Source organism: Gordonia marina (genome assembly GCF_052036135.1).
GTDB lineage: Bacteria > Actinomycetota > Actinomycetes > Mycobacteriales > Mycobacteriaceae > Gordonia.
Genome location: NZ_JBPSDN010000029.1, coordinates 39158 through 53713 on the forward strand (window position 1 = coordinate 39158; position 14556 = coordinate 53713).

The window sequence follows — 14556 nt, forward strand, 5'->3', positions numbered from 1 at the left end:
AGGTTAGTCGAACATCCTGAGTGGTACCCAAACCAGCCCGGCGGGGCGGACGACGGGTCTGCTCGCCGCTTCAGTGCCGGATCGGCGCCGGACTCCAGAGTCCGCTTCGGGTTCGCGTGCTGTAGGTGATTTCGGCGGGCGGTGCGGCGTCGTACGGCGTGTAGCGTTCCAGCGCACCCCAGTCCCGGCCGATGTCGCCGTTCAGGTAGGTCGCGACGGTCTCCGGACGCTGCGAGAGCTCCAGCCAGCCGAGCGGGCCGCCGCCCGGCGCGGCCTGCCAGGTGCCGACCGCCGCCGCCAGATCCGCGCCCGGCTTGATCCGCCACTTCGGGATCTCGGCCACCCCGGCGTGGAAGTTGAACGGCCGCTGGCAGGGCATCACCAGGCCCGACGTCCAGTCCACGTGGACCGGGTCGGTGTCGCCGACGGTCTGCTCCAGCGTCGTCATCTGCGGCAGCCGCGGCGGCGTCACCACGATGTAGCGGTCCGACGCCAGGTTGTGGTCGTCGGCGACGATCCGGACCGCGGTGAGATGGTCGGGCAGCCCGGCGGTGTCGATGCGCACATTGCGCCACGACGGCCGCGGTCCGGGGTCGATCATCTCGATGCTGCCGGTCGGAGTGAGCGACCCGTCGCGGGCCGAGGCGCCGATCGCGTCGTCGGTGTACTCCAGGCTCAGCTCGCCGGGGTAGAAGTTGCCGGCCACCGAGAAGGTGATCAGCGGGCGCTTCTTGTAGTCGGCGGGGAGGCGGTACCAGCCGGAGGTCAGCTCGGCCGGGGTCTGCGAGTCCTCGGTGTAGCTGCCCAGCACGGCGGTGCGGGCCGGGTCCAGGCCGAACGGGAGGGCGGCCAGGCTGCCGTTGACGCCGGGCGCGTCGAGCGTGCCGCCGCCGGTGCCGCCGCTGTTGGCGATCAGCAGGTCGGGGTCGTAGTTCGCGGCCCCGGCGAGGACGCCGAGGCTGCCCGAGGACGCCTTGGTGGTCAGGTCGTCGGGCACGCCGTTCGCGGTGAAGCCGGTGGTCGGGTTGCGGTCGCTGCCGGCCGGCTGGGTCGACGGCCCGGCGAGCGGGTCGCGCAGCGAGGGGTCGACCGGGGTCAGCAGCGAGCCGGTCGGGTCGTTCTCCACCCACACCTTGTCGGCCATGCCGCACGGGCGCCCGGCGAGCGCCGCGAGGTTGGACCGCGGCACCGAATACGACCCGTGCTGGTTGAGTCCGGCGTAGATCGCGGTGACGACGGCGAAGACGACGAAGGCGGAGGCGGCGATGCCGAGGGGGGCCCGTGCCTCCCGGTCCAGGACGCGGCGGAGGCGGCGCAGCCGCGGGTTGTCGGGATCCTCGTGCGCGGGGTCGGTCCCGGCGAAGGGTTCCCGGAAGTGGAACCACAGGGCGACGGCGAGCAGCACCAGCGTCAGGTAGAGCAGGATCTGGCCGACCATCGCGTCGCCGATCTTCACCTGGCTCACGCCCCACGGCATCCCCCACGCCGAGGAGTAGTAATACGAGTTGGGCGCGGTCAGCGCCAGCCCGGAGATGAACACGACCAGCGCGCCGAACAGGGTGCGGTTACGGCGCGAATGGGTGGCGTCGGCGCTGGCCGCGACGGTGGCGAGCGCGGCCAGTGCCGCGGCCAGCCCGGCGAAGACGCCGAAGTGATGGGTCCACTTGGTGGGCGTGAACATCAGGAACAGCAGCGAGGCGAAGGTGATGCCGACGATGCGCTGCGCCGGACCGGCCGCGGTGCCCGGGATCCGGCCCTTCCGCAGCAGCACTGCGCCCGCGACCACCATCGAGAGCACCATCGCGAGCACCGCGAAGCGCCGCATGATGGAGCCGTCGGCGGAGAAGGCGAAGAGCGACGAGTACCGGTCGATCTCGTTGTACCAGTGCAGCGACGGCCCGACGTCGGACTTCATCGCCGAACTCTGCGTGAACAGGGTCAGCGTGAGGTTGGTGAAGACGACGAACAGCACGAAGGTGCCGGCCGCGAGGATCGGCGCGATCAGCGAGACGTAGGCCAGGGCCAGCGACCGCCCGGTCTGCCGGGCCACCTCGTGGGCCCGTTTCACCAGGGACAGCAGCATCGGGCGTGCCCCGGCGACCAGCGCGGCCACCGCCAGCACCCCGGTCGGGCCCGCCGCGATGGAGAAGGCGCCGACCAGGCAGGCGACGGCGGCCGGCAGCAGGCGGCCGGTGGCGATGGAGCGTTCCACCGAGCACCAGGTCAGCAGGGCGCCCAGGCAGATGATCGGTTCCGGGCGCAGCCCGTTGTTGAACGGGAACCAGGCCACCAGGAACACCGCGGCGGCGGTCCAGGCCGGCGCCGAATGCATGCGGCCCGCGCGCTTCGTTCCCAGCGCCAGGCCGGCACGAGTGGCCCGGCCCAGCCGGGGCAGGACCTCGTGGCTGATGATCAGCCAGCTCGCGATGCCGCACAGCAGCGCCGGGATCCGCATCCACGGGCTGGCCACCGTCACGTGGCTGAGCAGCCCGAAGACGTTGTAGTACCACCCGAACGGCGACTCGGGTGCGCCGTACCAGCGGAAGTAGTTGGCCGTGTAGTCGCTCTCCTGGGCCACCCGCGACATCGTCATCAGGTAGCCGTCGTCGGAGGTGTTGGGGCCGATGAGATGCCAGACCAGCAGCAGCCCGATCACCACGACATCGCGCGAGTTGAGCCGCCACCAGCGCGCCGGGAACACCCGGCGGTGGCCGCGGCCGTCGGTGCCGTCGAGCCGGGCCAGCGCGACCAGGGAGAGGAGCGTCATCGCGACGCCGACGATGATCGCGATCCACTTGAGCAGCGTCGGCGCGGTGCTGTACCGCGAGTCGATCAGGACGTGCGCCGTAAGCCCGGGGAGCGCCGACGACGCGCCGGTGAGCTGGGTGAAGATGCCGGTCACCTGCGGACGCTGATCGCCGAGTCCGCGGTCGGCGGTCGACGCCGTCAGGGGCTTGCCGTCGGCGTCGCGCAGGCCGTCGAAGGTGGCGGTCACCGCATCGGAGTCGGCGGTGACGCGGATCGTCGTGCATGCGGAGGACTGGACCTGGTCCAGCGGCGCCGAGAGCAGCGGAACGTTGCGGTTGACCACCTCGACGGTGCGCGGTGCGGACGGGTCGTCGTTCCCGCCGGTCACCCGGACGAAGAGGCCGCGTGACCCGGCCTTGGGGGCGGACGGGGAGGTGGTGGACAGCAGGACGTGCCGGCCGGCGGGCAGATCGTCGACGGCGGTGCAGGGGATCGACGCGCTCAGGTCGATCGGGGCGTACGAGATCAGCGGCGCGGAGACCGAGCCGATCACGTCGCGCTGCGGCCAGGAGATCTCCGCGGTGGTCTGGCTGACCGGAAGAAGGGGGGTCAGCAGTGCCAGAATCAGCCCGGCCAGGCCTGCGACGATGGCGGTGACCTGGGCCCGCCGGACCGAAAAGGATGGCACAGGGGAATCCTAGCGATGCCCCTGTGCCGGGTGACGGTGTGCGGCGTCAGATGTCCTTGCCGGACCAGTTGGCGACGGCCCAGATCACGATGATGTCGAGGGCGATCAGGATGACCGACCACCACGGGGTGTACGGCAGCCACAGGAAGTTCGCGATGATCGACAGGCAGGCGATGATGATCGCGCAGACCCGGGCCCAGGTGGTGGCCATGAACATGCCGACCGCCACGATCACGGCGATGATGCCCAGGACGATGTGGATCCAGCCCCAGGTGGTCAGGTTGAAGCCGTAGATGTAGTCGCCGACCCGCACGATCGCGATGTCGTCGTTCGCCACCGCGGCGATGCCCTGGAAGAAGCCGAGGACGCCGACCACCAGGAGCAGGGCGGCCGCCGCCCACGTGATGCCACCGGCCCAGGGGTTGTCGGGCTTGCTTTCCGCGGCGTGTGCGGGAGTGCTGTAGTTCTCTGTCATACGTCGTGACTAGCACGCCCACCTGCGGCGACGGGCCCGATTGCGCCGTGATGTCGCGAAATCACTCTTGTAGGGTGAGCCCATGCCGAACAATCCCGCCGGATCCGCCGCACCGCTGCCGATCCTGCTGCTCAACGGGCCCAACCTGAACACGCTCGGCATCCGGCAGCCGGAGGTCTACGGTACGGCCACGCTCGACGACGTCGTCGCGCTCGCCGAGGCCACCGCCGCCGAATTCGGCTTCGGCGTGCGGGCGCTGCAGACCAATCACGAGGGCGAGATGATCGACGCGATCCACGCCGCCCGCGGGCAGGTCTCCGGCATCGTCATCAACCCCGCGGCGTGGACGCACACCTCGGTCGCGCTGGCCGACGCGCTGGTGATCCCGGAGGTGCCGATCGTCGAGGTGCATCTGAGCAATGTGCACCGGCGTGAGCCGTTCCGGCACCACTCCTATGTGTCGCCGATCGCCGCGGCGGTGATCGCCGGTTGCGGCATCGCCGGATACGAGTACGCGGTCCGGCACGTGGTGACGCTCGTCTCCTGATGCCGGGTTCGGCGCGCCCGCCGCGTAGGGTGGAGACATCGGCGCCCGTTGATTCGCGGCGCCGGGCGTCGTAGAACGCTCCAGATCGCGGCCGAGGAATCCATTCCGGCGCGCCGATCGACGACTTTCCTGCGGCGAACGGATACGCACACCTGCGTGTTCGCCACCCGACTCCCTCTGTGAGCCTGCGTTTCCGCGCGCCCTGTGCGCCGCGGCGGCGTCGTGCGCGTGCCGGGGGTCCCTAGCCGTGAAGGCTGAACAAAAATGACTACTTTCGCTGACCTGGGCGTGCCCGCCCCGATCGTCGCGGCCCTGGCCGCCGACGGCAAGACCGCCGCGTTCCCGATTCAGGAGCGTACCCTCCCCGACAGCCTGACCGGGCGCGACGTGCTCGGCCGCGGCAAGACCGGCTCCGGCAAGACGCTGGCCTTCTCCATTCCGATGGTGACCCGCCTCGCCGCGCTCGGCGCGGCCCGCAAGCCCGGCCGCCCGACCGGTCTGGTGCTGGCACCGACCCGCGAACTGGCCACCCAGATCGCCACCGCGATGACCCCGATGGCCCAGGCCATGGGCCTGAAGGTGACCACCGTCTTCGGCGGCGTCAAGCAGGCCGGCCAGGAGCGCGCCCTGCGCGGCGGCGTCGATATCGTCGTCGCCTGCCCGGGCCGCCTGGAAGACCTGATGAGCCAGCGCATCGTCAGCCTCGACGACGTGAAGATCGTCGTGCTCGACGAGGCCGACCACATGGCCGACCTGGGCTTTCTCCCCGGTGTGACGCGGATCCTCAAGGCCACCCCGGCCGGTGGGCAGCGCATGCTGTTCTCCGCGACGCTCGACAACGGCGTCGACAAGCTGGTGAAGCGGTTCCTGTCGAACCCGGTGACGCACTCGCTCGAGGAGGCCACCAGCCCCGTCGAGAAGATGACGCATCACGTGTTCGAGGTCCGCTCGGCCGCCGAGAAGAACGATCTGGTGCAGACGCTCGCGTCCGGCACCGGCCGCCGCATCCTGTTCATGCGCACCAAGCACCAGGCCAAGAAGCTCGCCAAGAAGCTGACCGCCGCCGGCATCCCGGCCGTCGACCTGCACGGCAACCTGTCGCAGAATCAGCGCGACCGGAACCTGGCGTCGTTCTCGGCCGATGACGGCGCCCGCGTCCTGGTCGCCACCGACGTCGCCGCCCGCGGCGTGCACGTCGACGGCGTGGAGCTGGTGGTGCACGTGGACCCGCCGGCCGAGCACAAGGCCTTCCTGCATCGTTCGGGTCGTACCGCGCGGGCCGGCAGCGACGGCGACGTCGCGACCATCTGCCTGCCCGAGCAGCGCGCCGACCTGCGGAAGATGCTGCAGAAGGCGGCCATCAAGGTGACTCCGCAGCAGGTCACGGCATCGTCGGCGGCCGTCGACGAACTGGTCGGCGAGCGCGCTCCCTACCGTGAGCCCGCCCCGGCTCCGGCCCCGCAACAGCAGCAGCCGCGCAAGCGCTCGGGCTCCGGCTCCGGTGGCGGCCAGGCGCGGTCGGGCCGCGGCGGCGGCCAGGGCCGCGGTGGCCGCGGCTCGGGCGCCGGTGCGCGTTCGGGTTCGGGCTCCGGCTCGGGTGCGTCGGGCGGCCGCGGCCGCAGCGGCGGTGCGCGTCGCAGCGAGAGCGGCGAGTCGTCCCGGGTGATGTACACCTCGTCGTCTTCGGCGTCGTCCTCGCGGAACGAGGGCGCGGCTCCGGCCCAGCGCCGTCGCCGTTCCGCCCGCCGCCCCGCGGGTGCCCCCACCTCCCGCTGACCTCTGGCGGCGCGCTCGGCATCGGCCGAGCCGTCGGTTCTCGGTCTCGGAGTGTGCGCGCTCGGCGTGACCCTACCGTGGCGTATCCGCCCCCGATCTACAGATCGGGGGCGGATTTGTCCAGGTCGACCGGCGGGCCCGAGTTCCTACGTCACAGTAGGGTCAGCCCACGGCTGATGGACGGATCTCCGGCGCATCTCCGCTCACCCGACTGCGCGTCGGCACCGGATTCGCGACAGCCGTCCACAGCCGCGTCATCCGCGACCGACCCGGATGTGCCCGGCCGTCTCGTTCGCTGCCGGTCCGGCCGGGTCAGCGACGACTCAGGGCCTCGTTCACGGCCGTCCGCATGGAGCCCTCCCACAGATGACCGTGGCCGGGGAGGAGGAGGGTGGCGTCGGTGACGGCGATGGCCTCCAGCGACTCGGCGCCCTGGTCCGGGTCGTGGGTGAAGATCGGGCCCAGACACTGCGGCCCGTTGTGCGAGGTGATCGGGTGGCCGCTGATCAGCGCGTCGCCGGAGACCACGGCCTCGCCCTCGGCCACCAGGTAGGCGCTGTGCCCGCGGGTGTGGCCGGGGGTCGGGATCGCGACCGGGTTACCGGGCAGTGCGCGAAGCCCGCTGAACGGCGCGGCGTCGTCGACGCCGGACTTGCTCAGCGCCCCGAGCGGAATGATCTGGCTGAGCCAGCGCAGGACCCGCGGCTGCCAGGCGATCGGGGCCAGGCTCGCGGCGTCGGCCTGCTCCAGATACTCGCGCCGGGCATGCGCCACCTCGTCGGCGTGCGCGTAGACGTCGAACGTGTACTTCTGCCGCAGCTTCACCAGGCCGCCGAGGTGGTCGACGTGCGCGTGGGTCAGCAGCGCGGCGCGGATCTCCTCACCGGCGCTGCCGACCCGGCGCAACGACTCCAGCACGGCGCCCGCGTGCCCCGGGTAGCCGCCGTCGATCAGCGTCACACCGGCGTCGGACTGCAGGATCACCCAGTTCACGGTCCCGGTGGAGACGAAATGCGTGGTGCTGGCCCGGCTCGTCAACGTGTCGATCTGCATGTCCATGCCGGTTTCTCCCCTACTTCGGCGGCGTGTGACGGACGACGAGCACGAACGGCCCCACCTCGGTCACCGTATACGCCGGATCGGCGAACACGGCGGGATCGAAGGTGACGGTGTACCGCTTGATGTTCGGGTCGTTCGGATAGACGTCTTTGGCCAGCCGCAGCGTGTAGCCGTCCGCGCTGTAGCGGAACAGGAAGACGTTCGGCGGCGGCCACGGGCTGTGGCGGAGTTTCTCGGCGAACTCCTCCGGCGTCGTCGACTGCGACCAGCGCTCGATGGTTGCCGCGCGGGCCTCGAAATCGGCGAGCGGATTGGCATAGTGCGAGGTCAAGCCCTGGAAACCCCAGTACGGGTACACCGAAAGGAAGCTGTAGTCCGCGGTCAGCACGACGTTCTCGGTGGCCGGCCGCCCGGTCTGCTCGCGGATCAGCCGGTGCAGTTGCGGGTAGTAGCTCTCCGCGCCCGCCGGCCGGTGGTCGGCGCGGACGCCGGCCCCGTCGGTGTCGGTGTAGGCGATGGTGATGTCGCCCGACATCGACGACGGCAACTGCTGGGCCACCGCGACGGCGGCGACCGCGGCCAGCACCCCGATCGCGGTGCGGATGTCGCCGAAGCGCCCGACGGCCGCGCGGGAGAGTTCGACGACGGCGAAGACACCGGCCGCGGCGAGGATCCCCGCGGTCACCGCCTCCAGCCGGAACGACAGCAGGGTGCTCCCGACCGCGGTCCGCGCGAGCGAGGCCAGCGTCAGGATCACGACCCCCACCAGCGTGGTCGCCATCGCGAACGCGATGGTGCGCTGCCGCATGCGGATCAGCACCCAGACCAGTCCGGCCAGGGTCAGCAGCCCGATCAGGCTCACCTGGAACATCGGCAGCGGCAGGTACGACCCGTTCTCCGGAAGGTAGTGTTCGGCCGCGCCGGACGACGACACCGTGCTGCCGGCCCGGGCCTTCAGATACGGGAACCAGAACAGCAGGGCGACGACGATCGCGATCAGGCCCATCGCGGCGAGGCGGCCCAGCACGCCCAGCATGCGGGCACGTCGTCGTGCCGACCGCACGGCGTCGTCGACGGCGGTGTTCCGGCTCTGCAGCCAGACCTGGATCAGATAGACCAGCGCCATCAGGACCGCGGCCCCGGCGAAGAGCGCGGTGTAGAGCGTGTAGACGGTCGCCGAGACGCCCAGGAACAGTCCGGCCGCGACCACCGAGAGCCAGCCGGTCTCACGCAGCGCCGCCGGACCGTCCGCGAGACGACCCCCGGAGTCACGCGGCCCGCTCGCGGGGCTCCCGGCGCCGCCGCGCAGCGCGACCGCCGTCACGACCAGCATCGGCACCCCGACCAGGATCAGGACCGCCGCGTACGGCTCCTGCGACGCGTAGTGCAGGGTCACCACGGTGACGGCGAGCCCGATCGCGGTGCCCACCCCGACGCCGACCATCCGGTTCCACAGCACCGTGCCGAGGGCCGCGGCGGCGGCGATCGAGATGATCGCCCACGGCTTGTACGCCTCCCAGCCGGGCAGCCCCATCACGTGGGCGTAGCGGCCGCCGAACCAGAACCAGGTGGCCGGGTAGTACGGCGGCAGGTCGAGGTAGGTCATGTCGTGCAGCCGGGGGCTGCTGGTGAGGCGCGTGAGGTATTCGGTGCGGAACTGCTGGTCGGAGGTGAGACCGGAGAGATACAGCTTGGTGGCGCCCAGCGGCATGCCGAGACTCGCCGTCACCATGCCCGCGGCGGCGATCGAGCCGAGCCACGACGTCGCCAGCCGCCAGCCGCCCGACGCCGACCGGTACCGGTAGACGACGACGGCTACCACCGCGATCAGCACGCAGACGGCCTGGCCGAGCGTCGTGAGCGCCCGGGTCACGTTCGAGGTGTTGAACGCGGGCCAGCCGACCGCGGAGATCACCCGCAGCCCGGCCATCGCGACGGCCGTGCCCAGGATCACCGCGCCGGCGAGCTCGATCAGGTCACGGCTGCGTCGTCGCAGCGGCGACGACGCAGCCGGGCGCTCCGCTGCGATCGTCACGTCTAGACGGGAAGCTTGCGGAAGATCGGGCGCGGGACGTGCCGCAGCACCATCATGATGTAGCGGAACGGTCCGGGCACCCAGATGACCTCTTTGCCCTTGCCCACGGCGGCGACGACGCGCTGCGCGACGTCCTCCTTGTTGACCGTCAGTGGCGCCTCGGCGACATGCGCGGACAGCCGGGTGCGGACCTGGCCCGGCCGCACCACCAGGACGCGGATGCCCTCGGGGCGCAGGGCGTCGCCCAGGCCGAGATAGAAGCCGTCGAGCCCGGCCTTGGTGGAGCCGTAGACGAAGTTCGAACGACGCACCCGCTCACCCGCGACCGAGCTCATCGCCACGATCTGCCCGTGGCCCTGCGCGCGCATCCGCTCGCCGAGCAGCACGCCGACCGAGACGGCGGCGGTGTAGTTGATGTCGGCCTCCAGGACGGCCAGCTTCTGGTTCTGCCAGGCCTCCTCGTCGTCGCCCTGGATACCGAAGGCGACGATCGCGACGTCGATGTCGCCACCGGCGAAGGCGGCGTCGATCACGGCCGGGTGCGATGCGGTGTCGAGGGCGTCGAAGTCGATCTGCTCGACGCTCGACGCTCCCGCGGCCGTCATCTGCTCGACGGCGGCCGTCGCGGCGGGGTCGTTCGGGACGGTCGCGAGCACGACGCGCATCGGGCCGCGGGAGAGGAACTCGGCGGTGATGGCCAGGCCGATCTCGGAGCTGCCGCCCAGGACGAGGATGGACTTCGGGACGCCGACGGCGTTGAACATGGTGATCTCCTAAGTTGATCGAGCGGAGTCGAGATCTCAGAAGGGTGCGAGATCCCGTCCGCGTCGGGTGGTCTCGACTCCGCTCGACCGTCATGGCGTAGCGGAGTCGAGGCTAGACGAGTTCGAGCCGGCGGCCCATGTCGGACACGAACACGCCGTCCGGGTCCACCCGGCGTCGTACCTCGATCCACTCGTCGATCCGCGGGTACATCGCGTGGAAGGTCTCGGCCGTGGTGCGCGAATCCTTCGCCGTGTACAGGCGCCCGCCGATCGACAGCACGCGCCGGTCGAGCTCGGAGACGAACTCGTGCAGCCCCTTCTTGATCGGGAAGTCGACGCAGATGTTCCAGCCCGGCATCGGGAAGCTCAGCGGCGCCTCGTTGCCCTTGCCGAACAGCTTGAACACGTTGAGGAAGCTGACGTGCCCGGACGCCTGGATGTCGTAGATGATGCCCTTGAACTCCTCGACGGCCTCCGGCGGCACGATGAACTGGTACTGCAGAAAACCCTTGTTCCCGTAGGCGCGGTTCCAGTTCCCGAACAGATCGAGCGGGTGATAGAACTGCGTCAGATTCTGGATCTTCCCGGTGTAGTTGCCGCCCATCCGGTAGTACGCCTCGCCGACCAGCGAGAAGTTGAACTTGTTGGCCAGCCCGTTCGGGAAGACGTCGGGGAAGTTGACCAGCGTGGGGGCGTCGAACTTCAGCGGATCCTTGGCGAGCTTGTCCGGCAGCTGGTCGAGCGTGGCGAGCGAGCCCCGCGAGAACGTGCCCCGGCCGAGCTTCGGCGGCTTGCTGATCGCGTCGAACCAGCCCGAGCTGTAGGTGTAGTTGTCCTCCGAGCCGTCCATGTGCAGCGCGATGGTCTCGTCGAGGGTCTTGGTGACGGTGCCGTCGGCGATGAAGTACGCGGTCTCGGTGCGCGTCATCTTGATCTTGGCGCGCAGGATGATGCCGGTCAGGCCGATGCCGCCGACCGTCGCCCAGAAGATGGAGGCGTCGGGGTCGTCGGGCGAGCCCTCGGGGCGCAGGGTGAGGATGTCGCCCGAGGCCACCAGCAGCTGCATCTCGGCGACGTGGTTGCCGAAGCTGCCCGAGCTGTGGTGGTTCTTGCCGTGGATGTCGCAGCCGATGGCGCCGCCGACGGTCACCTGGCGGGTGCCCGGCAGAACCGGCACCCACAGGCCGTGCGGCAGGGCGACACGCATCAGGGTGTCCAGGTCCACGCCGGCGTCGACGTCGACGATCGCGGTGGCGTCGTCGATCGAGTAGATGCGCGTGAGCTTGGTCATGTCGATCGTCAGACCGCCCGCGTTCTGCGCGTTCTCGCCGTACGAGCGGCCGAGGCCGCGGGCGATCACGCCGCGCTTCAGGTACGACGGCTTGTCCGCGTCCTCGTCGGCCACGCGGGCCACCGCCTGGGCGATGACCTCGGGATACGGGGTCGACAGCACATGCCCCTCGACGGGCATGGTGCGACCCCACCCCATCAGCTTGCGGGTCTCGATCGGGAGTACATCTGTGTTCGTCATCGAGGTAGAGAGTACCCGCCGGTACCTGTGGATCACCTGGGCTTGGCCGCAGGTGGAGCGGATACGCGGGAGGAGTCCGTACCCGGTGAATGTCTGCGGCGTCCGATACTGTCGTTTTCATCAAGTCGTCCGGATCCGCGCCGAGGAGGTATCGATGATCGTCGTGGGCTATGCGGCCGGAGCCTTCGGCCGGGTCTGTCTGGAGCAGGGCATCGTCGAAGCGCGCCTGCGCGACACCGAACTACTGGTGATCAGCGCGGTGTCCGAGGTCCGCGGTCAGCGGATCGCCGACGCCGACGAGATCGCCGCGGTCACCGACCGGCTGATCGCGTCCGGGCTGCGGTACCGGATTCAGCAGCCGATCGGCGCCACCCCGGCCGAAGAACTGCTCGCCGCGATGGACCATCCCGACGCGGAGATGCTGGTCATCGGCATGCGGCGGCGTACCCAGGTCGGGAAACTCCTGCTCGGCAGCACCTCGCAGTATCTCCTGGTGTCGTGCCGGAAGCCGGTGCTGGTGGTGAAGCCGTCCGGGGAATCCGAGCGTCCCACCATCCCGCTGTCCGTCGACGACGTCCCCGAGCCGCGCCCGAAGGCCGGCGACGAGATCGAGCCGTAGCGGCCTACGCCGACCCAGAGTCCATGCTGCTCAAGAGCCCATGCTGATCGAGAGTCCATGCTGATCGAGAGTCCATGCTGATCGAGCGGAGTCGAGATCACCGCCCGGGTTGAGATCTTCGCGAATCCGGGGGTGCCTCGGACATATAGCCCGAGGCGCCCCCGGATCGTCGAAGATCTCAGTCACGCCGGGCCGGTCAGCGCATGATCCGCTTCATGAACGGCGTCGAATCGGGGATCGAGGCGAGCACCGTGCCGGAGTGATCCTCGCCCGGGTACACGTGGAACTCGACCGGCTGGCCCGCGGCCAGCATCTGCGCGTAGAGCGAGCCCGCGGACACGGCCGGGACGTCGGTGTCGAGCAGGCCCTGGCCGAGGAAGATCGGCCGGTCGTAGCCGGAGTACGGGGTGCTCATGTACTTCACCAGCGCGCCCTGCACGCCCGGGATCGAGGCCAGCGGCCGGCTGAACCACGAATTGATGCGCTCGCCCTGGACCACGTCGTGCATGCCGTCGTAGCAGGTGACCTTGGCCTTCTCCACGATCGCGCGGCCGTGCGGGGTGAGCACCGAGCCGACGTGCAGGTCGGGGCGGGCGTCGCTGAATCCGGCCAGGATGTACGACGCGTAGACGGTGAGGCCGCCGGGCAGCGCGACCGGCGGGAAGCCCGGTCCGGCCTGCCAGACGATGTGCTCGATGTTCGCCGGGGTGCCGGTGGCGACGACGCCCCGGTAGTCCAGCCCGCTGCCGCGGGACAGTTCGGTGGCCCGGCGCGCCGCGTTCAGCGCCGCCCCGGCGCCCTGCGACTGCCCGACGATGGCCCACTTCCGGGACAGCGGCAGACCCATCTGGTGCGTGGCCTTCACCGAATCGACCACCGAATGCGCCGCGACGTCGCCGTTGAGATAGCTCATCAGCCCGGGCGTCCCCAGCCCGGCGTAGTCGGAGGCGACCACCACATAGCCCTGCTTCAGCCAGTGGTTGAGGTACTGGGTGTCCCGGTCGGAGCGGGGGAGGGCCGACGGCGTGCAGTCGTCGCCGAGCCCGGTGGTCCCGTGCGCCCAGGCGATCACCGGATAGCCGCCCTTGGGCGCCGGTGTGCGTGGCACGAAGACCGCTCCGGTGCTGGTGGCGGGCTGCCCGTGCACGTTCTTGGTGGCGTACAGGATCCGGTACGACGATCCGGCCGCGCTCAGCGACACCGACGGGTCGAGCCGGGTCTTGGCGAGCAGGGTGCCCGGTGCGCCGATCGGGCCGGAGTAGTCGCGGGCGTCGAGCCCGGACCACACCGGCGTCGTCGTCGGCGCGGCCTGCGCCGGAGCGATCGCGAAGACGGCCGCGGCGGCGGTGGCGAGTGCCACAATGGCGATGCGAAGGGGCTGACGTCTCATGGTTCAGGAGAATAGGCCGTGAACGCGCAGTGTCCCCCCGATGGGGGCCATTTAGGTCCCGAATCGATGCAGAGACGTCCCGGATCGACCGTCGATTACTCTGACTGGGGTGTCCGACACCGAACTCCCGCAGCCCGGCGACCCCGAGGCGCACCTGCACCACGAGGACTTCACGACGCGGCACGCCCCGATGCCGATCGAGCTTCCGTTCGACGACGAGGAAGCCTCGACCGACGTCGATCTCAAGACGCAGATCGTTCGCTTCATTCTGACCGGTGTCGGCTCCGGCATCCTCGATCTGGGCCTGACGCTGCTCCTGCAATACGGTGTGGGCGCGTCCGAGCCGCTGGCCAAGGCGGCCGGCTTCATCCTCGGGACCACGGTCGCGTACCTGATCAATCGCCGCTGGACCTTCCGCGCCGAGCCGTCCGCGGCCCGCTTCGCCGCGGTGGTCGTGCTGTATCTGGTGACTTTCGGCGTCAACGTCGGCCTGTACACGTGGCTGTCGGCCCTGTGGCCGACCACGGTCGTCTTCTCGATCCTGGCTTACGTGATCGCCCAGGGTGTCGCGACGGTGATCAACTTCGTGGTCCAGCGCGCCGTGATCTTCAAGATCAAGTAGCGCGGGTTCGCGCGCGGCCGAGCCGGTCGTGCCGGTCGTGCGGGGTTGAGCGTGCTGGTCGAGCGGAGTAGTCCACGATGGTCGAGCGGAGTCGAGACCTCTCAACGTCGGCGGTACCAATTCCCAGGATGACGGGAGACCCGTCGACCGCCCCTTGAGCAGGGCGAGGCGCTAGCCTGGTTCTTTCATCGGTGAATTCGACTCGCCGACCCTGATGCATGAAGAAAGGTGCTCTCACCTGCGATAATCGTTCTTGCGACAGTCCGATTACGTCAGAGCGAGGGAGCACCTTTCTGGTGAGT

The 14556-nt window shown here is 70.0% G+C and carries 11 protein-coding genes; 4 read left to right on the top strand and 7 right to left on the bottom strand.

The window, feature by feature from the left end; genetic code table 11:
• Nucleotides 1-70 precede the first annotated feature (70 nt).
• Both ACSEEN_RS16290 and ACSEEN_RS16295 read right to left on the bottom strand, forming a co-directional pair.
• Nucleotides 71-3436, bottom strand: a complete 3366-nt coding sequence (locus ACSEEN_RS16290) for an arabinosyltransferase domain-containing protein (protein ID WP_440713747.1) — start codon at nucleotides 3434-3436, stop codon at nucleotides 71-73.
• A gap of 46 nt (nucleotides 3437-3482) precedes the next feature.
• Entirely contained in the window at nucleotides 3483-3911 is a 429-nt protein-coding gene (locus ACSEEN_RS16295) for a DUF7144 family membrane protein (RefSeq protein ID WP_247865739.1), read from the bottom strand.
• 82 nt (nucleotides 3912-3993) lie between these two features.
• Here ACSEEN_RS16295 and aroQ point away from each other — a divergent pair, with 82 nt between their 5' ends.
• Together aroQ and ACSEEN_RS16305 are read left to right on the top strand one after the other, a co-directional pair.
• Nucleotides 3994-4458 carry a type II 3-dehydroquinate dehydratase gene (aroQ, locus tag ACSEEN_RS16300; protein WP_440713748.1) on the top strand — a complete coding sequence of 155 codons (465 nt, stop codon included), beginning with the start codon at nucleotides 3994-3996 and terminating at the stop codon, nucleotides 4456-4458.
• Between the two features lie 264 nt (nucleotides 4459-4722).
• Nucleotides 4723-6234, top strand: coding sequence for a DEAD/DEAH box helicase (locus ACSEEN_RS16305; RefSeq protein WP_371308211.1), 1512 nt, complete (start codon nucleotides 4723-4725; stop codon nucleotides 6232-6234).
• A gap of 312 nt (nucleotides 6235-6546) precedes the next feature.
• Here the strand turns inward: ACSEEN_RS16305 and ACSEEN_RS16310 are convergent, their stop codons facing one another.
• The 4 genes from ACSEEN_RS16310 to dprE1 all read right to left on the bottom strand — a co-directional run bounded on the left by ACSEEN_RS16310 (nucleotide 6547) and on the right by dprE1 (nucleotide 11623).
• The gene (locus tag ACSEEN_RS16310; protein ID WP_440713749.1) at nucleotides 6547-7293 is read right to left on the bottom strand and encodes an MBL fold metallo-hydrolase; all 747 of its coding nucleotides are present in this window, start codon (nucleotides 7291-7293) and stop codon (nucleotides 6547-6549) included.
• A gap of 13 nt (nucleotides 7294-7306) precedes the next feature.
• Nucleotides 7307-9328, bottom strand: a complete 2022-nt coding sequence (locus ACSEEN_RS16315) for an arabinofuranosyltransferase (protein WP_440713750.1) — start codon at nucleotides 9326-9328, stop codon at nucleotides 7307-7309.
• 2 nt (nucleotides 9329-9330) lie between these two features.
• Nucleotides 9331-10092, bottom strand: coding sequence for a decaprenylphospho-beta-D-erythro-pentofuranosid-2-ulose 2-reductase (gene dprE2 / locus ACSEEN_RS16320; protein ID WP_440713751.1), 762 nt, complete (start codon nucleotides 10090-10092; stop codon nucleotides 9331-9333).
• Between the two features lie 112 nt (nucleotides 10093-10204).
• A complete protein-coding gene (dprE1, locus tag ACSEEN_RS16325; RefSeq protein WP_247865744.1) occupies nucleotides 10205-11623 on the bottom strand; it encodes a decaprenylphosphoryl-beta-D-ribose oxidase in 1419 nt (472 codons plus the stop codon).
• Between the two features lie 154 nt (nucleotides 11624-11777).
• Here dprE1 and ACSEEN_RS16330 point away from each other — a divergent pair, with 154 nt between their 5' ends.
• Nucleotides 11778-12242, top strand: a complete 465-nt coding sequence (locus ACSEEN_RS16330) for a universal stress protein (protein ID WP_298445745.1) — start codon at nucleotides 11778-11780, stop codon at nucleotides 12240-12242.
• A gap of 196 nt (nucleotides 12243-12438) precedes the next feature.
• Here the strand turns inward: ACSEEN_RS16330 and ACSEEN_RS16335 are convergent, their stop codons facing one another.
• Nucleotides 12439-13632, bottom strand: coding sequence for an alpha/beta hydrolase family protein (locus ACSEEN_RS16335; RefSeq protein WP_440713752.1), 1194 nt, complete (start codon nucleotides 13630-13632; stop codon nucleotides 12439-12441).
• A gap of 190 nt (nucleotides 13633-13822) precedes the next feature.
• Between ACSEEN_RS16335 and ACSEEN_RS16340 the strand changes: the two genes are divergently transcribed.
• Nucleotides 13823-14254, top strand: a complete 432-nt coding sequence (locus tag ACSEEN_RS16340) for a GtrA family protein (RefSeq protein ID WP_247868141.1) — start codon at nucleotides 13823-13825, stop codon at nucleotides 14252-14254.
• The last annotated feature ends 302 nt before the right edge of the window (nucleotides 14255-14556 follow it).

Excerpts from the sequence above, each read along its gene's own strand:
- ACSEEN_RS16295 (WP_247865739.1), bottom strand. The coding sequence starts at position 3,911 with ATGACAGAGAACTACAGCACTCCCGCACACGCCGCGGAAAGCAAGCCC.
- aroQ (WP_440713748.1), top strand. The coding sequence starts at position 3,994 with ATGCCGAACAATCCCGCCGGATCCGCCGCACCGCTGCCGATCCTGCTG.
- ACSEEN_RS16305 (WP_371308211.1), top strand. The coding sequence starts at position 4,723 with ATGACTACTTTCGCTGACCTGGGCGTGCCCGCCCCGATCGTCGCGGCC.
- ACSEEN_RS16310 (WP_440713749.1), bottom strand. The coding sequence starts at position 7,293 with ATGGACATGCAGATCGACACGTTGACGAGCCGGGCCAGCACCACGCAT.
- dprE2 (WP_440713751.1), bottom strand. The coding sequence starts at position 10,092 with ATGTTCAACGCCGTCGGCGTCCCGAAGTCCATCCTCGTCCTGGGCGGC.
- dprE1 (WP_247865744.1), bottom strand. The coding sequence starts at position 11,623 with ATGACGAACACAGATGTACTCCCGATCGAGACCCGCAAGCTGATGGGG.
- ACSEEN_RS16330 (WP_298445745.1), top strand. The coding sequence starts at position 11,778 with ATGATCGTCGTGGGCTATGCGGCCGGAGCCTTCGGCCGGGTCTGTCTG.
- ACSEEN_RS16335 (WP_440713752.1), bottom strand. The coding sequence starts at position 13,632 with ATGAGACGTCAGCCCCTTCGCATCGCCATTGTGGCACTCGCCACCGCC.
- ACSEEN_RS16340 (WP_247868141.1), top strand. The coding sequence starts at position 13,823 with ATGCCGATCGAGCTTCCGTTCGACGACGAGGAAGCCTCGACCGACGTC.